Here is an 18,429-nt window from a genome sequence, read left to right on the forward strand (position 1 = left end):
TCGCGGATTGTCGCACCGTTCCGAGCCGCCCGGTCACGCCGGAACCGGCCGTACGATCCAAGCGGGATCTCACAGAACGGTCGCGGTATGAGTGCTGGGCAGGGGCGGGCGGACGTGTCGGACGAACCGGGCGTCGGCTGGTTCGAGGACGATCGGGGCCGCCGCGCGCGCTGGCGGTCGGAGACCGCGCCGCCGCCCCGCCGGGTGACGGCCGCCGACGACGGGACGCGCGCGGACGACGCGTACCGTGCGGCGTGCGAGGGCACGGCGCTGCTGTGGCGGGGCGACTTCCAGAACGCCCGGCAGCTCGTGCAGGCGATCGCGCGCAGGATCGACGCACCCACGCGTAAGAGGAAGAAGACCGAACCGTCCGGTCTCCAGGCTTTCCACCTGTTCCGGCAGGCGCGGGCCCAGCGCGCGCGCACGCTCGGGATGGTGCTGGTGCCGGTCGAGGCCGGGCACGTGGTCCCGCTGCGGCGGGCGCCGGACGTCCGGGACGCGTGCACGGAGGCGTACGGGCCGTGCGAGGAGCCGTACGTGGTGCCGCTGCGGGAGCTGCTCGGGGTGATCGGCGCGCACGAGTGGCGGCGCAAAGGCGTGCCCGTGCCCGCTCTCGGCGGTGACCGCGTCCACCCGCACTACGGCGTGTTCTCCCCGATCCGGGGCGAGTACGTCGATCTCGTCGCGCGCGCGCCGATCCCGCCTGGCGTGACGTCCGCGTTCGACATCGGAACCGGCACGGGCGTCCTCGCGGCCGTCCTCGCGCGGCGCGGTGTGGGCCGGGTCGTCGCCACCGACGTCGATCCGCGCGCGCTTGCATGTGCCCGGGAGAACGTCGAGCGGTTGCAGGTGCCGGTCGACGTCGTGCAGGCGGACCTTTACCCGGACGGACGCGCCGGCCTCGTCGTCTGCAATCCGCCGTGGCTCCCGGCGAAGCCCGCGACGCCGCTGGAACGCGCCGTCTACGACCCGGGCGGGCGGATGCTGCGCGGGTTCCTCGACGGGCTCGGCGACCACCTCGAACCGGGCGGCGAGGGCTGGCTGATCCTGTCCGACCTGGCCGAACACCTCGGACTGCGGGCGCGGGACGACCTGACCGCCGCGTTCGCCGCCGCGGGCCTGCAGGTGATCGACCGGCTCGACGCGGCGCCCGTCCATCCGAAGGCGGCCGACGCGGACGACCCGCTGCACGCGGCCCGGTCCGCCGAGGTCACGTCCCTGTGGCGCCTGCGCTGTGGCTCCGGTGGGCCCACTCCGGCCCGATGACGCGCAGCAGCTCGAGCGCCTCCACCGACCGGGACCCGGGCGGCGGCGTGTGGACGACGAGGCGCTGGTCCTCGGCGGGGGTGACGAGGACCTCCGCGTCGAACTCGATCGTCCCGATCTCCGGGTGCCGGACCCGCATCCGGCCGGTGCGGCGGACCGCGACCTCGTGCCGCTCCCACAGCCGGGTGAACGCGCCCCCGGTGCCGTGCAGCCGCTCGACCAGCGCGGCCGACGCGGCGTCGTGCCCGCGCCGGGCCACGGCGGCGCGCAGGTCGGCGACGTGCGCGCGGGCGATGCGCTCGTGGTCGTCCTCGGGATAGGCGGACCGGACGAACGGGTCGGTGAACCACCGCCAGACGATGTTGCGGTCGGCCCCCTCGACCGTGCAGACGCAGCCGAAGAGCGCCTCGGCCGCCGCGTTGTGCGCGAGGAGGTCGCCGAGGTCGCCGAGGATCTGCGCGGGGGTGTCGCCGAGGCGGTCCAGCAGGTGCAGCAGGCCGGGCCGGACGTGCTCGCCCGCGAACGGCCCGGCGGGCGGCCGGTGCCCGGCGAGGACGTACAGGTGGTCGCGCTCGTCCGCGGTGAGCCGCAGCGCGCGGGCGAGCGCGGCGAGGAGCTGCGCGGACGGCTGCGGGCTGCGGGCCTGCTCGAGCCGCATGTAGTAGTCGGCGGACATGCCCGCGAGCTGCGAGACCTCCTCGCGGCGCAGGCCGGGCGTCCGGCGGCGCGGACCGGCCGGCAGCCCGACCTCCCGCGGGCGGAGCCGCTCCCGGGAGCGGCGGAGGAAGTCGGCGAGCTCGCGGCGGTCCATGTCCATGCGTCCATGATCGGTGATCGGCGGCGCCGCAGCCTGGGACCGGTTGTCCTAGCCAACGCGGTCCGCTCCTCAACGCGCGGCGCGTCCGGCAACGTTCAGGGCATCACAGGAACCACCCGGAAGGCGGACAAGATGCCCACGATCACCGTTGCGGACGCCCGTGTCCCCTACCGCGTCGAGGGGACGGGCCCCGCGCTCGTCCTCGTCCACGGCGTCGGTCCCGGCGCCGCCATGTGGGACGGGGTGCTCGACCGGTTCACCGGTCACCGCACCGTCGTGCTGCCCGACCTGTCCGGCAGCGACCCCGCCGCGGACGGCGGCGCGCCGCTCACCGCCGAGACCCTCGCCGCGCAGGTCGCGGCCGTCATCGAGGACGCGGGCACGGGCCCGGCGGACGTCGTCGGGTTCTCGCTCGGCGCGCCCGTCGCCACCGCCGTCGCGGGGCTGCGGCCGGACGTCGTCCGGCGGCTGGTCCCGGTCGCGGGCGTCGCCGGGCCGGGCGACGAGTACGTCCGGCAGATGGTCGCGGCGTGGCTCGCGGTCGCGGGCGACGCGGAGGCGTTCGGCCGGTACTCGACCCTCCTCGCCTACAGCCGCGCGTTCATGAACCGGGCCGGGCACGACGCGATCGAGCAGTCCCACGGGTTCATGCGCCCGACGCCGGACCGGCTCCGCCAGGTCGACCTGGTGCGGCGGGTGGACGTCCGGTCCCTGCTGCCGCGGGTCGCCGCGCCCACGCTCGTCGTCGGCGCCCGGGACGACGCGACCCTCCCGGTGGAGAACCACCGGGAGTTCGCCGCGGGCATCCCGGGCGCCGAGTACGTCGAGCTCGACAGCGGGCACATCGTGATGGCGGAACGCCCGGACGAGTTCCTCAAGCACGTCGAGGACTTCCTGTCCCGCCCGTGACCTCCGGCGGCCGGGCCCCCGGCGCCGGACGAACGCGCGGCGCCGTCCCTGGCGTCCCGGGGCGCGGCGCGAGCACGATGGGGGCATGCGTCCCATCAACGAGCAGACGATCCTCATCACCGGCGCCACCGACGGGCTCGGCCGCGCCCTCGCCGCCGAGCTCGCGGCCGAGGGCGCGCACGTCCTGGTGCACGGCCGCAGCGACGCCCGCGGTGCGGCCGTGCGCGAGGAGATCGGCGGCCGCACCTCGTGGTACCGGGCCGATCTGGCGTCCCTCGCCGAGGCCCGCGCCCTCGCCGAGGCCGTCCGCGGCGACCATCCGCGCCTGGACGTCCTGGTGAACAACGCGGGGATCGGCGGGCCGCGCGAACGCGAGGAGAGCGCGGACGGGCACGAGTCGACGTTCGCGGTGAACTACCTGTCCGGATACCTGCTGACCCGGCTGCTGCTGCCCACGCTGGTCTCCTCGGCACCGGCCCGGATCGTGAACGTCAGCAGCCTCGGGCAGCAGGCGATCGACTTCGGCGACGTGATGCTCACCCGCGGCTACAGCCCGGTCCGGGCCTACTGCCAGAGCAAGCTCGCCCAGATCCTGTTCACCTTCGACCTCGCCGCCGAACTCGACGGGACGGGCGTCACCGCGAACGCCCTGCATCCCGCCACGTACATGCCGACGAAGATGGTGTCGTCCCCGGTCAGCACCCTGGAGGAGGGCGTCCGCGCCACCCGCCGGCTCGTCGCCGACCCCGCCTTGGACGACGTCTCGGGCCGCTTCTTCGACGGGCTCGACGAGGCGCGCGCCGACGCGCAGGCGTACGACGCCGACGCCCGCGCCCGCCTGCGGGCCCTCTCCGACGACCTCACCGAGCCGTGACCGGTCGGCGGACGAGCCGGAAGAACGCCCGGACGTCCGCGGTGAGCGACTCGGGGATCTCCAGCGCGGGCAGGTGCCCGCCCCGGTCGAACTCCGTCCAGTGGACGACGTCGTGGTACCGCTCGGCGAGCCGCCGGACCGGGCGGACGAGGTCGTGCGGCGACACGGCCACCCCCAGCGGCACCGGGCACGCGGGCAGCCCGCCCCGGGTGCCCGTGTTCTCCGCGTGCAGCCGCGACGACGACCCGGCCGTCCCGGTGAACCAGTACAGCGACACGGTCGTCAGCAGCCGGTCGTCGTCGACGCCGATCGAGGGGTCCGTCCAGGCGGTGACCCGGTCGGCGATCCACGCGAGCTGGCCCACGGGGGAGTCGGCGAGCGCGTACGCGAGCGTCTGCGGGCGCGTGGACTGCATCTGCCAGTAGCCGGCGGGGGCGGACACGTACTCCTTCTGCCGGGCGAGCCGCTCCAGGTCGTCCTCTGTCAGGCCCTCGGTCTCCCCCGGGGGCGACGGGAGGTAGTTCGTGTGCAGGCCCACCACACGGTCTGGGGCGACACCGGCCAGCGCCAGCGAGACCGGCCAGCCCCAGTCACCGCCCTGCGCGCCGTACCGGGTGTACCCAAGGCGTTCCATCAGCTCGGCCCAGGCGCGCGCGATGCGTCCGACGTTCCACCCGGTGTCGCGCGTGGGCCCGGACAGCGTGAACCCCGGCAGGGACGGGACGACGACGTGGAACGCGTCGGCCGGGTCGCCGCCGTGCGCGCGCGGGTCGGTGAGCGGCCCGAGCATGTCGAGGAAGTCGGCGGACGCGCTCGGCCACCCGTGCGTGACGATCAGCGGCAGCGCGTCCGGCTCCGGGGAGCGGACGTGGAAGAAGTGCACGTTCGCGCCGTCGATCTCGGTCGTGTACTGCGGGAACTCGTTGATCCGCGCCTCCTGGGCGCGCCAGTCGTGACCGGTGCGCCAGTACTCGGCGAGTTCCCGCATGCGGGCGAGCGGGACGCCGCGGTCCCAGCCGACGCCCGGTAGTTCGTCGGGCCACCGGACGCGGTCGAGGCGGGCCGCGAGGTCGTCGAGGTCGCGCTGCGGCACGTCCAACGTGTAGGGGGTGATGTCAGGCATTCGTGACCTCCCAGGTCGGGACACGGCGGTGCGGTCGCAGACAATTCATTGGTAATGCCAACATTGACTGCACCAACAGTAGCAATTGTTGGCCGCACCAACAAGCTCTAGACTGGTCCGCGTGAACACCGCCGACGCCGAGCCGCTCGACCGCCTCCACCGCCTCCCGACCTGGCTGATAAGCCAGGCCTACGCGCACGGCCACCGCCTGCTGTCCGACGCCTTCGCCGCCACCGGCTCCCGCGGGTACCACTACCGGCTGCTCACCGCCCTCGAGCAGCTCGGACCGGCGAGCCAGGCCGAACTCGGCCGCCGCACCGGCATCGATCGCAGCGACGTCGTCGCCGCACTCAACGAACTCGCCGCCGAACGCCTCGTCGAGCGCGCCACCGACCCCGACGACCGGCGCCGCAACATCGTCACCGTCACCCCGGACGGCGTCCGGCGCCTGGAGCACCTCGACACCGTCGTGTCCGGCGTCCAGGACGAGCTTCTCGCCCCGCTCTCCCCCGCCGACCGCGACCGTCTCGTCGGGCTGCTCGCCCGCGTCGTGGAGCACCACGCGAAAACCGGCTGACATCCGCCGGGCGACACCGGAACAATCGACCGCCCCCCACCGCGAGGAGCCGCCCATGCCCATCCGTCTCGTCGAACTGCCCGAGGCCGCGTTGCGCGCGCTCGCCGACGGCGACCTCGACCGCGCGTCCGCCGCGGCGGGCGCGCCGCTCACCGAGTACTTCGTGACCGGCGACGCCAAGGCGCTCTGGCGGTTCCGGCTCGACCAGATCGCCCGCGACCCGGCGCACGCGCCCTGGATCGCCCGCGCCGCCGTCGCCGAACCGGACGGCGTCGTCGTCGGGCACGCGGGCTACCACGGGGCGCCCGACGAGAACGGCACCGTCGAGATCGCCTACTCCGTCGACCCCGCGCACCGCCGCCGCGGCCACGCACGGGCGATGCTCGCCGCGCTCCTCGACCGGGCCGCCGCCGAACCGTCCGTCCGGACGGTCCGCGCGTCGATCGGCCCGGACAACGCGGGCTCGCTCGCGACGATCGCCGGGCACGGGTTCGTCCACGTCGGCGAGCAGTGGGACGAGCAGGACGGCCGCGAACTGCTCTTCGAACGCCCCGCTTGACCTCAAGTCGACTCGAGGTCCCACCATCGGGGCATGGACAACCTCGAGATCGGCGTCATCCTCCCCGGCATCGACGTGCAGCGCCGGGACGGCATCACCCTGCGGGACGCGGCCCGGCATACCGAAGCCGCCGGACTCGACGGCGTGTGGCACGGCGACCACCTCGCCGTCGGGCGGCCCACACTGGACGCCGCCCTCGCCCTCACCGCCGCCGCGACCGCCACCGAACGGATCACGATCGGCACCGGCGTGTTCGTCCCCGCCCTCCGCCCCCTGGCCTGGGCCGCCAAGCAGATCGCGACGCTCCAGTACCTCTCCGCCGGACGCCTCGTCCTCGGCGTCGGCTCGGGCGGCGGCCCCGACCAGTGGGCCGCCGCCGGGGTGCCGTACACCGAACGCGGCCGCCGCACCGACACCGCCCTCGACCTGCTCCCCCGCCTCCTCGCCGGCGAGACCACGCCCCTGCACGACACGCCCATCGCCCCGTCCCCGGCCGTGCCGATGCCGCCGGTGTGGGTCGGCAACGCCTCCCCCGCCGCGATCCGGCGGGCCGCCCGGCGCGGCGACGGATGGTTCCCGTCCCTGATCACGCCGCGCGAGGTCGCCGAGGGCCGCACCGTCCTCGCCGACCTGGCCGCCGCACACGACCGTCCCGTCCCGACCGTCGCGATCGGCGGCACGTCCGCCCTCGGCGGCGGCCCCGGCGTCCCGTCCCGCGACGACCTCGCCGCCGGCATCGCGAGCGCCTACGGCCGCCCGCAGGCCGACGTCGCCGACGTCCCGCTCACCGGCACGCCCGCCCAGGCCGCCGAACGCCTCGCCGCCTACCGCGACGCCGGTGCCCGCCACGCCGTCATCGGCGTCGCGGGCCCCGACTGGCGCACCCAGGTCGACCTCCTCGCCGAGGCCCGCGCCCTCCTGTGACGTCAGTCGTCGAAGCTGAGCAGGTCCCCCGGCTGGCAGCCCAGCTCCCGGCAGATCGCGGTGAGCGTCGAGAAGCGGATCGCCTTGGCCCGGTCGTTCTTGAGCACCGACAGGTTCACCACCGTCACGCCCACCCGTTCGGCGAGCTGCGCCAGGGTCATCTCCCGGTCCTTCAGAAGCGCGTCGAGGTGCACCTTGATCTGGTGCGCGTCCTCGGACGGCATCAGACGAGGCCCTCGATGTCGGCGCGCAGCCGGGTGCCGTGCCGGAACGCGCCCGCCGCCGCGAACAGCAGGATCGACACCAGCGTCCACAGCCCGGACGGCTCGTACCCGATCCGCACGGCCGCCTCGACCGCCGTCCCGTCCACCAGCGCGTCCGCGGTGAGGGAGGCCACCAGCGGGACGAGCGTGCCGGTGAGCAGGACGGCCAGCGCGATCACGTTCAGCCGGCGCGAGTTCCGCGGGACGAACACGTCGCCGTCCTGGAACGTGCGCGCCATCCGCACGAGCTGCTCGAGGATCACGACGAACAGGATCGCACCGGTCACCCCCGGGAGCGCGAGCAGGACACGCTCGCCCAGCCCGGGGTCGGCGAACACCAGCTCGGCCTCGCGCAGGCCCCGCAGCTCGACGCCGTCCCCGGCGCCCGCCCCCGGGACGGCCGCCGCGCCGTCCAGCTCGACCGTCCGGGAGTCGACCGGCGGGAACGGCCCGGTCACCCCCAGGACCGGGAGCAGCACCCCGAACAGCCCCACCAGCAGCAGCGCCAGGGCCACCACCCCCTCGAGCGCCCGCCCGTCGACCCGCCTCCACCACGCACCAGCGTCCATGCCGGCCTCCCTCCGAGGAGTCCATATCGTTAATCGATAATAACGATAAACGATATGCCAGAGTCAAGCTCCCCCGAGAGAACCACCCCGCCCCGGCCAGAGCGGACGGTGACCACTGCGATTGCGGGCGAAGCGAGAACTTGATCGCACAGCGGGCCCCTGGGCGAGTCGGAGCGATGCGCCAATCGCGGCAAGGCCCGTCGAAGGGAGGCCCCCGGGGCCTGACGCCGCACTGGACGGGTGGGGTTTTGTCCACCTCGATGGGCGTGCTGCACCCATCTGCACGGACGTCCGGCGTCCGTAGCTTCGTTCCCGGAGGCGCTCCGCGAGGGGGCGCACGGGCGGAAGGCAGAAACGATGTTCGGACGCAAGACCGCGCCGCCGGCCGAAGGGTCGGCCGAGGCCCTGCGCCTCGAGGGCGTTCGGAAGGTCTACGGCACCGGCGACGGCCGGGTGGCGGCGCTGGACGGGGTGTCGCTGTCGCTGCCCGCGGGATCGTTCACCGCGGTGATGGGCCCGTCCGGAAGCGGGAAGAGCACGCTGCTGCAGTGCGCCGCGGGGCTCGATCGTCCCACGGAGGGGCGGATCCTGGTGGACGGCGCCGAACTGGCCGGCGAGACCGAGGCGGCGCTCACCAAGTTCCGCAGGACGCGGATCGGGTTCGTGTTCCAGCACTTCAACCTGCTGCCGACGCTGACCGTCATGCAGAACGTGACGCTGCCGCCGAAGCTGGCGCGGCGGCCGGTCGACCGGCGGCGGGCCGAGGACGTCCTGCGGCGGGTCGGGCTCGGCGAGCGGCTCGGGCACCTGCCGGCGGAACTGTCCGGCGGGCAGCAGCAGCGGGTCGCGATCGCGCGGGCGCTGGTCGCCCGGCCCCGGGTCCTGTTCGCGGACGAGCCGACGGGCGCGCTCGACACCCGGAGCGCCCGCGAGGTCCTCGCGCTGCTGCGGGAGACCGTCCGGGCGGACGGGCAGACGATCGTCATGGTCACGCACGACCCGGTCGCGGCGGCGCACGCGGACGCCGTCCTGTACCTGGCGGACGGGCGGATCGTGGGGCACCAGACGGCGCCGACGGCCGAGGCGGTCGCCGAGCGGATGACGCACCTGGCCGACGAGGTCGAGGGCCAGCGCGTCCGGGCGGGGGTCGCGTGATGACCGCCCTGGCATTCCGGTCCCTGCGCAGGCGGGCGGGGGCGTTCACCGCGAGCCTCCTCGCGCTGTTCCTCGGCGCGACGATCCTGATGGCGTTCGCGTCGATGCTGGACACGGCGTCCGGCACCGACGGGACGGCGCACGAGACGCTGGTCACGATGGCGAGCGTCGTCGGCGGCTGGGGGCTGCTGCTGGTCGTCTTCGCCGTCACGTCGACGCTGACGCTGTCGGTGCGGCAGCGGTCCGCGGAGATGGCGCTGCTGAAGAGCGTCGGGGCGACGCCCGCGCAGCTCACCCGCATGATCACCGTGGAGGCGGCGGGGCTCGCCGTGGTCGCCGCGCTGCTCGCGATCGGCCCGGCCGTCCTGGTCGGGCGCGGCCTGCTCGCGCTGCTGCACGACACCGGCCAGGTCCCCGGGGACGTCGCGCACGCGTTCGGGCCGATCGCGGTCTCGATGGGTGTCGGCATCACGTTCGTCTCGGCCGCCGGCGCGGCGCTGCTCACCTCGCGGCGGCTCGCGCGCGGCCGGATCGCCGACACGCTCGCCGGGACCGACGCCGGACGGCTGACGAGGAAGCGGATCGGGTTCGCGGCGCTGTTCTTCGCGGTCGCGATGGGCGAGGCCGTCGTCACGGTGACGGTCATGCGGGACGCGGGCGGCGACGCCATGGCCACCTCGGGGCAGGCCGACATCTTCGCCGCGCTCGGCCTGGCGCTGCTCGCGCCCGCGCTCGTGCGGCGCGCCGCGTCCGTCCTGGCGGGGCCGCTGCGCCGGTTCGGCGGCGCCGCGGGCGACCTGGCCGTCACCGGCATGCTGCGCCGGACGAACGCCATGGCCGCCGTCGTCACCCCGGTGATCCTCTTCACCGGGATCGCGGTCGGCACCCTCTACCTGCAGGCCACCGAGAACGCCGCCACGGCCGCCACCGGGGTCGCCAAGACGGCGGAGCAGAAGAACATCGAGACGCTCAACTTCGTCGTGATCGGGATGGTGGTCCTGTTCACCGCGATCATGCTGGTCAACACCCTGGTCGCGGCGACCGCGCACCGGCGCCGCGAGTTCGGGCAGACCCGGCTCGCGGGCGCGACACCGCGCCAGGTCATGGGCACGGTCGCCGTGGAGACGGCCGTGCTGACCGTGCTCGGCCTCGCCTGCGGGTCCGTCGCGTCGCTCTTCACGATCGTCCCGTTCAGCCTGGTCCGCGTCGACTCCCCGATGCCCGAGGGCGACGCGTGGACGTACGTCGCGGTCGTCGCGCTCGCCGCCGCCCTCACCGGGACGACCGTCGCCGCCGCGACCCGGCGCGTCCTGCGCACCCCCGCGATCGAAGCCGTCGCGGCCTGACCGATCCCGGTCCGTCCCCCGCGGAGCCTTCTCCGCGGGGGACGGATCCGTGTTCAGGACGTCTTCACCGAGCCGCCGTCGATCAGGTACTCGGCGCCCATGATGTTCCCCGCGACGTCGGACAGCAGGAACGCGATCAGCGCGGCGACCTCGCCGGGTTCGGTGATGCGGCCGGAGGTGATCCCGGCCGCGGCCGGCATCCCCGCCAGCAGGTCGGCGTGCTCCACCCCGAACGCCGCGGCCATCTTGCCGCCGAAGCCGTCCGGGGCCTCCCAGATCGCGGTGCGGACCACGCCCGGCGACACCGTGTTCACGCGCACTCCCTGCGGCCCGAACTCCTCGGCCAGGGACTTGCCCAGCGCGGTGAGCGCCGCCTTGGCCGCGCTGTAGGCGACCGGACCGGCGGCGGGCATCCGCGAGTTGATCGACGACACGTTGACGATCGACCCGTGCCGCTCGATCAGGCTCGGCAGCGCCGCGCGCGTCACCCGGACGGCGCTCATCAGGTTCACGTCGAAGACCGAACCCCACGCGGCGTCGTCGACGTCGAGGAACCCGCCGGGCTCGACGGCGTCCCCGCCGCCGACGTTGTTCACCAGCAGGTCGAGGCCGCCGAGTTCGGCGAACGCCTCGTCCATGAGGGCCGCGACGCCGTCCGGCGTGCTCAGGTCGGCCGCCACCGCGTGCGCCCCGGTCTCCTTCAGCTCGGGCGTGACCGTCCGGGCGACGCCGACGACGCGCACGCCCTCCTCCACCAGGGTCCGGACGGTCGCGAGGCCGATGCCCCGGCTGGCGCCGGTGACGACGGCGGTCTTCGAGTCGAGGCCGAGCTTCATGAGACTCCTTCTTGAACTACAGGTACAAAATCTGGGCGAAAAAATGGGCGGCCGAACCGCCGCGTGCGAGATCAGAGGGTGTCGACCACCCCGTCGATCACCCGCTCCAGCCGTTCGGGTCCGTCCGCGACACGGGCGAGCAGCCGCAGGCCCACGACCGTGTTCAGCAGCAGGCTCCCGAGCGCGGCCGCATCGCGCTCGGGAGCGATCTCTCCCGACCGCTGCCCCTCCTCGACCGCCGCGCGGAACGCCGCCTCGGTCCGGTCGAGCATCCGCCGGACCAGCTCGCTCGCCCCCGGATCGCCGGAGCCGAGCTCGGCCGCCGTGTTCACGGCCATGCACCCCCGCCGGTCCTCGTCCGCGAGGTCCATCGCCGCGAGCATCTCCAGCGCCCCGCGCAGCCGCTCCTTCACCGGCCCCGGCCGCCCGAGCAGGTCGACCAGCGCGGCCGCCTGGTCGTCCCGGTACCGCCGGAGCGCCCGCTCGAACAGCGCGTGCTTGCTGCCGAAGGCGTTGTAGAGGCTGCCCTTTCCGATGCCGATCGCGTCGACGAGGTCCTGCGGGGTCGTCCCGGCGTAGCCCTTCCGCCAGAACACCTGCATCGCCTGCTCGACCGCGACGTCCGGATCGAACTGCTTCGGCCTTCCCATGGCCGGAACACTAGCACGATTCTGGACCCGTAGGTCAAGAAAGCCGGATCGGCAGGTCAGGCGAACTCGGGCGTCATGGCGGCGGCCATCTTCAGGTGGGGAGCCGCCCGGTCGCCCTCACCCAGACGCCGGAGGGTGCGGCCGAGCATGAGCCGCGCGTAGGCGTCGTCCGGCGCGTCGGCGACCAGCCGCTCCAGCAGGCCGCGGGCGCGCGCCAGCTGGGCCGAGTGGAAGTAGGCGCGGGCCGCGACCCGGCGGACGTTCAGGTCGTCGGCATGCCCGTCCAGCAGGGGCTTCAGCAGGACGAGAGCGCCGAGCGGGTCGCGCCGGTCCAGCAGGGACTCGGCCCAGCGCAGGCGCCGCACCTCCTCCGGCATCTCGCGGCCGCGGTCTCCTCCGGCGAGGAAGCCGGCGATCACCTCGGGCGGCTGGGCGCCGGCCAGCGCCCGGTCGCCGACCACGATCGTCGGGGACGTCGCGATGCCCCTCGCCTTGCCGATCAGGAGCAGCTCCCGCACCTCGCGGTCGCCCGCGTCGGTGTCCAGCAGCGCGGCCCCCTCGGCGAATCCCGAACGGATGGCGACGTCCCGCAGGCAGCGTCGATCGCTGATGTCGTCGCCGTCGATGAAGTGCGCCGTCATCACCCGCTCGGCCACCTCGTTCTGCAGCGCGGCACCGCCGTCCACCCGCGCCAGGTGCAGCAGCCGGTGCGCGTCGTGACTGCCGGCACGCCAGGCCGCCCCCCACCTCGACCCCAGCCCTTCGTCCGCCGCGATCCGGGAAATGCGAACCCGGTTCTCGGCCGGCGTCAGCCCCGGCGCGCACTCCCGGAGAGCGGCGTCCACCATCGGGTCGCGCCAAGCCTCCTCGACGGGAACCGCCTGGTCGGGCGCGCTCGGGTCGATCCTGAAGGGCCGCCAGACCACCTCGGCCCCGCTGTCGCCCAGCGCCTTCTCCAGCCGCCGCTTGCCGATGAACGCCCACGCGCAGACCACGTCCGCCCAGATCTCGATTCGCATGCCCAGGACACTAAACGACACTTGTCGATTAGTAAACCGACAGATGTCGGTTAGTGTGGACGGCATGAATCCGGACGACCCGCGCGCCGTCCGCAGCCGGGCCCGGCTGCGGGCGGCGATCCTGGAACTGGCCGCGGCCAAGGAGCCCACCGCGATCACCATGTCGGAGGTCGCCCGGCACGCCGGCGTGAACCGCGCCACCGTTTACCAGCACTTCCCCGACGTGGACGCGCTGGTGACCGACGCCATGGAAGACGCGGTGGCACACGTGGCCCGCGCAGCGGCGCTGTGCCCCCTCGACGCACCCCCGGACGACGTCCCCCCACCGCTGCACGCGCTGTTCCAGCACATCGCCGACAACGCACCCCTGTATCGGCGCATGCTGGGCAGCCAGGGAAGCGCGCTGTTCGCCGCGCGCATGCGGACACGGCTGACCACCGAACTCGCGGCCTCGTTCCGCGCGGGACGCCGCCCCGCCGGGTTCGACGACGTCCCGTCCGGGGTGCACGCCGCATACTTGGCGGGCGCCCTGATCGGCGTGCTCGCCACCTGGATCGAGGACGACGCCCCCGCGTCGGCCGAGGAGACCGCCCGGGCCTTCTGGCGCCTGTTCCGAACCTGACCCCGGCAGCCCGTCCCTACTGGGCCATGTCGACGAACCGGCTGTAGTGCCCCTGGAACGCGACGGTCACGGTGGCGGTCGGGCCGTTACGGTGCTTGGCGACGATCAGGTCGGCCTCACCCGCCCGCGGCGACTCCTTCTCGTACGCATCCTCCCGATGCAACAGGATCACCATGTCCGCATCCTGCTCGATGCTGCCCGATTCACGTAGATCGGAGACCATGGGCTTCTTGTCGGTTCGTTGTTCGGGGCCTCGGTTGAGCTGGGAGAGGGCGATGACGGGGACGCCCAGTTCCTTGGCGAGCAGCTTCAGCGAGCGGGAGAACTCCGACACCTCCACCTGGCGGCTCTCCACTCGTTTGCCGGACGTCATCAGCTGCAGGTAGTCGATGATCACCAGGCGCAGGTCGTGCTGCTGCTTCAGCCGACGGCACTTCGCGCGGATCTCCATCATCGACATGTTGGGGGAGTCGTCGATGAACAGCGGCGCCTCGGCGACCTCGCTCATCCGGCGGGCGAGGCGCGTCCAGTCCTCGTCCTGCATCGTGCCGGACCGCATCGCGTGCAGCGCCACCCGCGCCTCCGCCGAGAGAAGACGCATCGTGATCTCGTTGCGGCCCATCTCCAGGCTGAAGAACGCCGAGGTCAGCCCGTGCTTGATCGACGCCGCGCGGGCGAAGTCGAGCGCGAGCGTCGAGTTGTGCGTCGGGATGCACGACCGTCCGGCCAGGTACATGTGGTCGGCGTTGTCGACCTGGACGCACCGCACCGGCACGCTCGCCACCGGCCGCACGTCCACGATGTGGCGGGGCAGGGTGTCGCCCAGGACGATCCGGTGGGCGGACGTCCCGGCGGCGGGCTCGATGGCGGCGCAACGGCCGAGGGTCATCAGCAGTTCGTGGACGGCGTGCGCGAGGGGCTCGCCCGCGACCGTCAGCCGGACGCGGCCGTCCTCGCCGGTGCTCGCGGCCGTGTCGAGGAGGCCGTCCAGCAGGGCGCGGCGCTGTTCGGCGGACGCGCGCAGGCAGGCTTCGGGCAGGTGCGTCGCCTGCCCGGTGCCGAGGCGGAGGCCGAGGACGTAGGGGTCGGCGGGGAGGTCGGCTTCGGGGAGGTCGAAGGGTTCGGCGACCTCGACCGCGTGGGTGAGCCCGTCGCGGTGCAGGGTGGCGAGGATCTCGGTGGTCGTGCGGATCGCCGTCCCGTCGCCGGTGCGGCCGGTGGCGCGGGTGTTCGTCCGGCAGGTCCCGTAGCGGCTGCCGATCGTGCGGGCCGCCGCCGGGGCCGGCTCGGCGCCGGGGCCGGGGCGGGGCCGCAGGTGCTCGGCGGGGGACGGGCGGCAGACGGCGCGGGCGGTGGTGCGCCACTGGTGTCCGGCGTCGGCGACGATGACCTCGCCGTCGGAGAACTCGATCTCGTAGCAGGGGCGGTCGTGCATGACGTCGGTGGCGGCGACGACCCGGGTGGGTCTGCCGTCGGCGCCGATGAGGCGGTCGCCGACGCGCACTTCGCCCATCGTCGTCCAGCCGGTGGGGGTCGGAAGCGGTGTGCCCAGTTCCAGGGCCTTCCCCATGGCAGGCCTTGCGGCCACGACGATCATCTGGCCCGGGTGGAGGCCGTTGGTGAGGGCGTCGAGGTCGGCGAAGCCGGTGGGGCAGCCGACCATCTGGCCGCCGCGGCTGCCGATCGCCTCGATCTCGTCCAGGGCGCCGGGCATGATCTCGCTGAGCGGCACGTAGTCCTCGCCGGCGCGCTTCTCGGCGATGGCGAAGACCTCGGCCTGGGCGCGGTCGAGGACCTCGTCGGCGTCGGCGCCGTCGGCGGCGTAGCCCATCTGGACGATGCGGGTGCCGGTCTCGACGAGGCGGCGCAGCACGGCGCGCTCGTGGACGATCTTGGCGTAGTAGCCCGCGTTGGCGGCGGTGGGCACCGAGGAGATCAGCGTGTGCAGGTAGGGGGCGCCGCCGATGCGGTTGATCTCGCCGTTCTTGGTCAGCTCGCCCGACACGGTGACGGCGTCGGCGGGGTCGCCGCGGCCGTAGAGGTCGAGGACGACGTCGTAGATGATCTGGTGCGCGGGGCGGTAGAAGTCGGAGGTGCGCAGGACCTCGATGACCTCGGCGATGGCGTCCTGGGAGAGCAGCATGCCGCCGAGGACGCCCTGCTCGGCGGCGATGTCGTGCGGGGGAGTGCGTTCGAACTCCTGCTCATGAGGCCCGAGGTCGGACACGCTCACGGCTGCACCCCCTTCATCTCGGACGGCGGCGGCCCCGTCCGCGCGGCGCCCGTGCGTCTCAGGTCTATCCGAGGCGTCGGACATTCTCGCGACCGAGGCGGGCGGGGAGCAAAGCGACCTGTGGACAACTCTGTGGACAACCTGTGCAAACACGCCGTGGAGCTTGTGCACGACCTGTGGAAAACCCTGGGGAAAGTTCTCCACAAGATCGCCCGGTGGGGCGCTGACCAGCGACGACGCCGTCCACCGGGTGTGGGGGAAAGAAAGTCTGCCGGGAACTTCCCTGTAAGGGGTGAACTCCGTTTCGTCAGTTACATCCTGGTAGGTTTCAGCGGTGATGAACCCCCGCCGTCTCGTGACCGCGCACGACCGGGAGATCCTGCGGCTCGCCGTGCCGGCGTTCGGCGCGCTCGTCGCCGAGCCGCTGTTCCTGCTGTCGGACAGCGCCATCATCGGGCATCTCGGCACGCACCAGCTCGGCGGGCTCGGCGTGGCCGGGCAGGCGCTGAGCACGCTGGTGTACCTGTGCGTCTTCCTCGCCTACGGGACGACCGCGGGCGTGGCGCGGCAGGTCGGGGCCGGGGACATGCGGGCGGCGATCCGGCAGGGCATCGACGGCATGTGGCTCGCCCTCGCCATCGGCGCGGTGATCGTCGCCGCGGCGTGGTGGGCGGTCCCGGGGATCGTCGACGCGTTCGGGGCGTCGGCGGACGTGGCGCCGTACGCCGAGACGTACCTGCGGGTGAGCCTGTTCGGCATTCCGTCGATGCTCGTGGTCCTCGCGGGGACGGGCGTCCTGCGGGGGCTGCAGGACACGCGGACGCCGCTGCTCGTGTCCGTCGGGGGCTTCGGCTCGAACCTCGTCCTCAACGTGCTGTTCGTGATCGTCCTGGACTGGGGCATCGCGGGTTCGGCGTGGGGCACGGTGATCGCGCAGACGGCGAGCGCGGCCGTCTACGTCGCGGTGGTGCTGCGGGGCGCGCGGCGGCACGGGGCGCCGGTGCGCCCGGACGCGGCGGGGGTGCGGACGGCCGCGACCGCGGGGGTCGGGCTGCTGCTGCGGACGGCGGCGCTGCGGGTGGTGCTGATCGCGGGGACGTCGATCGCGGCGCGGATGGGCGACGCGGAGATCGCCGCGTACCAGGTGGGTTTCCAGGTGTGGACGCTGCTGGCGTTCGCGCTCGACGCGATCGCGATCGCGGGGCAGGCGATCACCGGCCGGTACCTGGGGGCGTCGGACGTCGCGGGGACGCGGGCGGTCACCCGCCGGATGGTGTGGTGGGGGATCGTCTGCGGGGTGCTGTTCGGGCTGCTGATCCTCGTGGCGCGGCCGTGGCTGCCCGCGCTGTTCACCGGCGACGGCGACGTGCGGGACCTGCTGCTCGCGTCGCTGCTGCTCGTCGCGCTGCTGCAGCCGGTCGCGGGCGTGGTGTTCGTCCTGGACGGCATCCTGATCGGCGCGGGCGACGGCGCGTACCTCGCGGCGACGACGCTCGTCGCGACACTGGTGTTCCTGCCCGCCGCGCTCGCCGCGTACTGGACGGGCGCGGGGCTCGTCGGGCTGTGGATCGCGATCGGCCTGTGGATGGGCACGCGGATGCTCACGCTGGGCCTGCGTGCGCGCGGCGACCGGTGGATGGTGACCGGCGCCGTCCGCTGAAGCGCGCATATGCACGTTGCGTGTTCGGCAGTGTGCGTATCGAATCGGCAAAGCACACACGCCACATGCTGCACGCTCACTACTATTCGAACATGTGTTCTACGGACGGCGAGCGGTTGGCCCGGCTCGCGCAGGCGATCGACGACCTCGCGGCGGAGGGCCTGGCCGACCTGCCTCCGGAGACGCTGCTGGAGCGGGTCGCCGGCATCTGGTCGCTGGTCGAGGAACTCGACCCCGAGATCGCCCGGCGCCGCACCGGGTACACCGCCCGCGGCACCGCGGGCGGTGAGTGACGGGCGCGCTCAGCCGAACGGGTCGAACGGCGGGAAGATCGACGTCTCCGGGTAGCCGCCACCGCCCTTCGGCGGCCCGTTCAGGCGCTTCGCGACGTCGCGGCGCAACTCGGGCAGCCGCTTGTAGAGCCGGTCGCCCGGGCAGGAGGTCGCGTTGTAGTCGCGGTGCCCGACGATCGCCTCGGCGGGTTCGAGCCGGTACTGCTCGCAGAGCCACGCGCACACCTCGACCAGCGATTCCCACAGCCGCTTGGGCACGCCGCTCTTGGTGTAGGTGCCCTCGTTCTCGATGCCGATGGTGTGGTCGTTGTGGTGGAGCACCTGCGCCCCGACCGCGAGGTTCCCCGCCCGGATCGAATCGAGGCTGCGGTTGCGGCCCTCCATGACGATGCCGCCGCGGCTGATCGTGAGCTGCTGGCCGGCGTCGTCCCAGCCGTTGTCCTGCATGTGCCACTTCTGGATCTTGCGGGACAGCGCGAACGCGTGCGCGAGGGACCGGTCCTTGCTGTTCGCCGTGGCGGTGTGGTGGACGACGATGCGGTCCGGCGCCCGGTTCAGCACCTCGGCGGGACGCTTGGGCGGACGGGCGTTCCAGTCCTCGCGCGTGTAGACGCGGGGCTCGTCCGCCCGGAACACCGCCCGTTCGCCGAGGATCGGTTGCTCGTCCGGGCGCATCCCGACGGGCAGTTCGTCCGCCATGGCCCCATTGTGCGGTGCGAGCCCCGCCACGAGCA

20 protein-coding genes are annotated in these 18,429 nt (G+C 73.6%); 11 read left to right on the forward strand and 9 right to left on the reverse strand.

The window, feature by feature from the left end; translation table 11 throughout:
* Positions 1-87 precede the first annotated feature (87 nt).
* A complete protein-coding gene (locus tag ACFQ11_RS03220; protein WP_378296237.1) occupies positions 88-1,266 on the forward strand; it encodes a methyltransferase in 1,179 nt (392 codons plus the stop codon).
* Here the strand turns inward: ACFQ11_RS03220 and ACFQ11_RS03225 are convergent.
* Positions 1,211-2,083: an MmyB family transcriptional regulator gene (locus ACFQ11_RS03225; RefSeq protein WP_378296238.1), complete on the reverse strand. Its 873-nt coding sequence runs from the start codon at positions 2,081-2,083 to the stop codon at positions 1,211-1,213. The genes ACFQ11_RS03220 and ACFQ11_RS03225 overlap by 56 nt on opposite strands.
* A 132-nt stretch (positions 2,084-2,215) precedes the next feature.
* Between ACFQ11_RS03225 and ACFQ11_RS03230 the strand changes: the two genes are divergently transcribed.
* Together ACFQ11_RS03230 and ACFQ11_RS03235 are read left to right on the forward strand one after the other, a co-directional pair.
* The gene (locus ACFQ11_RS03230; RefSeq protein ID WP_378296239.1) at positions 2,216-2,992 is read left to right on the forward strand and encodes an alpha/beta fold hydrolase; all 777 of its coding nucleotides are present in this window, start codon (positions 2,216-2,218) and stop codon (positions 2,990-2,992) included.
* A gap of 85 nt (positions 2,993-3,077) precedes the next feature.
* Positions 3,078-3,866, forward strand: coding sequence for an SDR family NAD(P)-dependent oxidoreductase (locus tag ACFQ11_RS03235; RefSeq protein ID WP_378296240.1), 789 nt, complete (start codon positions 3,078-3,080; stop codon positions 3,864-3,866).
* On the opposite strand, the gene ACFQ11_RS03240 is transcribed toward ACFQ11_RS03235, so the two are convergent.
* Positions 3,853-4,989 (reverse strand): epoxide hydrolase family protein, encoded by a 1,137-nt coding sequence (locus ACFQ11_RS03240; protein WP_378296241.1) that lies wholly within the window; start codon positions 4,987-4,989, stop codon positions 3,853-3,855. The genes ACFQ11_RS03235 and ACFQ11_RS03240 overlap by 14 nt on opposite strands.
* 121 nt (positions 4,990-5,110) lie before the next feature.
* Between ACFQ11_RS03240 and ACFQ11_RS03245 the strand changes: the two genes are divergently transcribed.
* From ACFQ11_RS03245 to ACFQ11_RS03255, 3 genes are read left to right on the forward strand one after another with little or no spacing between them, the layout of a single operon-like run.
* Positions 5,111-5,566, forward strand: a complete 456-nt coding sequence (locus ACFQ11_RS03245) for a MarR family winged helix-turn-helix transcriptional regulator (protein ID WP_378296242.1) — start codon at positions 5,111-5,113, stop codon at positions 5,564-5,566.
* A gap of 55 nt (positions 5,567-5,621) precedes the next feature.
* Positions 5,622-6,125, forward strand: a complete 504-nt coding sequence (locus ACFQ11_RS03250) for a GNAT family N-acetyltransferase (RefSeq protein ID WP_378296243.1) — start codon at positions 5,622-5,624, stop codon at positions 6,123-6,125.
* A 33-nt stretch (positions 6,126-6,158) separates the two neighbouring features.
* Positions 6,159-7,049, forward strand: coding sequence for an LLM class flavin-dependent oxidoreductase (locus ACFQ11_RS03255; protein ID WP_378296244.1), 891 nt, complete (start codon positions 6,159-6,161; stop codon positions 7,047-7,049).
* Between the two features lie 2 nt (positions 7,050-7,051).
* Here ACFQ11_RS03255 and ACFQ11_RS03260 read toward each other — a convergent pair whose 3' ends face one another.
* Both ACFQ11_RS03260 and ACFQ11_RS03265 read right to left on the reverse strand, forming a co-directional pair.
* Positions 7,052-7,273 carry a helix-turn-helix domain-containing protein gene (locus tag ACFQ11_RS03260; protein ID WP_378296245.1) on the reverse strand — a complete coding sequence of 74 codons (222 nt, stop codon included), beginning with the start codon at positions 7,271-7,273 and terminating at the stop codon, positions 7,052-7,054.
* Entirely contained in the window at positions 7,273-7,881 is a 609-nt protein-coding gene (locus tag ACFQ11_RS03265) for a DUF2975 domain-containing protein (RefSeq protein ID WP_378296247.1), read from the reverse strand. Before ACFQ11_RS03265 ends, ACFQ11_RS03260 begins: the two co-directional genes overlap by 1 nt.
* A 357-nt stretch (positions 7,882-8,238) precedes the next feature.
* Here ACFQ11_RS03265 and ACFQ11_RS03270 point away from each other — a divergent pair, with 357 nt between their 5' ends.
* Positions 8,239-9,036, forward strand: a complete 798-nt coding sequence (locus ACFQ11_RS03270; RefSeq protein ID WP_378296248.1) for an ABC transporter ATP-binding protein — start codon at positions 8,239-8,241, stop codon at positions 9,034-9,036.
* A complete protein-coding gene (locus ACFQ11_RS03275) occupies positions 9,036-10,382 on the forward strand; it encodes an FtsX-like permease family protein (protein ID WP_378296250.1) in 1,347 nt (448 codons plus the stop codon). The genes ACFQ11_RS03270 and ACFQ11_RS03275 overlap by 1 nt, the downstream gene beginning before the upstream one ends.
* 53 nt (positions 10,383-10,435) lie before the next feature.
* Here the strand turns inward: ACFQ11_RS03275 and ACFQ11_RS03280 are convergent, their stop codons facing one another.
* The 3 genes from ACFQ11_RS03280 to ACFQ11_RS03290 all read right to left on the reverse strand — a co-directional run bounded on the left by ACFQ11_RS03280 (position 10,436) and on the right by ACFQ11_RS03290 (position 12,887).
* Positions 10,436-11,218: an oxidoreductase gene (locus tag ACFQ11_RS03280; protein ID WP_378296251.1), complete on the reverse strand. Its 783-nt coding sequence runs from the start codon at positions 11,216-11,218 to the stop codon at positions 10,436-10,438.
* Between the two features lie 71 nt (positions 11,219-11,289).
* Positions 11,290-11,868, reverse strand: a complete 579-nt coding sequence (locus ACFQ11_RS03285; protein ID WP_378296253.1) for a TetR/AcrR family transcriptional regulator — start codon at positions 11,866-11,868, stop codon at positions 11,290-11,292.
* Between the two features lie 56 nt (positions 11,869-11,924).
* The gene (locus tag ACFQ11_RS03290; RefSeq protein WP_378296254.1) at positions 11,925-12,887 is read right to left on the reverse strand and encodes a DsbA family protein; all 963 of its coding nucleotides are present in this window, start codon (positions 12,885-12,887) and stop codon (positions 11,925-11,927) included.
* Positions 12,888-12,951: 64 nt separating this feature from the next.
* Here ACFQ11_RS03290 and ACFQ11_RS03295 point away from each other — a divergent pair, with 64 nt between their 5' ends.
* On the forward strand, positions 12,952-13,509 hold the full coding sequence (locus ACFQ11_RS03295; protein ID WP_378296255.1) for a TetR/AcrR family transcriptional regulator: 558 nt from the start codon (positions 12,952-12,954) through the stop codon (positions 13,507-13,509).
* A 16-nt stretch (positions 13,510-13,525) separates the two neighbouring features.
* On the opposite strand, the gene dnaB is transcribed toward ACFQ11_RS03295, so the two are convergent.
* Entirely contained in the window at positions 13,526-15,742 is a 2,217-nt protein-coding gene (dnaB, locus tag ACFQ11_RS03300) for a replicative DNA helicase (RefSeq protein ID WP_378296256.1), read from the reverse strand.
* Between the two features lie 337 nt (positions 15,743-16,079).
* Here dnaB and ACFQ11_RS03305 point away from each other — a divergent pair, with 337 nt between their 5' ends.
* Both ACFQ11_RS03305 and ACFQ11_RS03310 read left to right on the forward strand, forming a co-directional pair.
* Positions 16,080-17,402 (forward strand): MATE family efflux transporter, encoded by a 1,323-nt coding sequence (locus tag ACFQ11_RS03305; protein WP_378296257.1) that lies wholly within the window; start codon positions 16,080-16,082, stop codon positions 17,400-17,402.
* A 92-nt stretch (positions 17,403-17,494) separates the two neighbouring features.
* Positions 17,495-17,695: a hypothetical protein gene (locus ACFQ11_RS03310; RefSeq protein ID WP_378296258.1), complete on the forward strand. Its 201-nt coding sequence runs from the start codon at positions 17,495-17,497 to the stop codon at positions 17,693-17,695.
* Between the two features lie 9 nt (positions 17,696-17,704).
* Here ACFQ11_RS03310 and ACFQ11_RS03315 read toward each other — a convergent pair whose 3' ends face one another.
* Positions 17,705-18,394: a peptidoglycan recognition protein family protein gene (locus tag ACFQ11_RS03315; RefSeq protein WP_378296259.1), complete on the reverse strand. Its 690-nt coding sequence runs from the start codon at positions 18,392-18,394 to the stop codon at positions 17,705-17,707.
* Positions 18,395-18,429 lie beyond the last annotated feature (35 nt).

Origin of the sequence: Actinomadura sediminis (assembly GCF_042675525.1) — a bacterium.
GTDB lineage: Bacteria > Actinomycetota > Actinomycetes > Streptosporangiales > Streptosporangiaceae > Spirillospora > Spirillospora sediminis.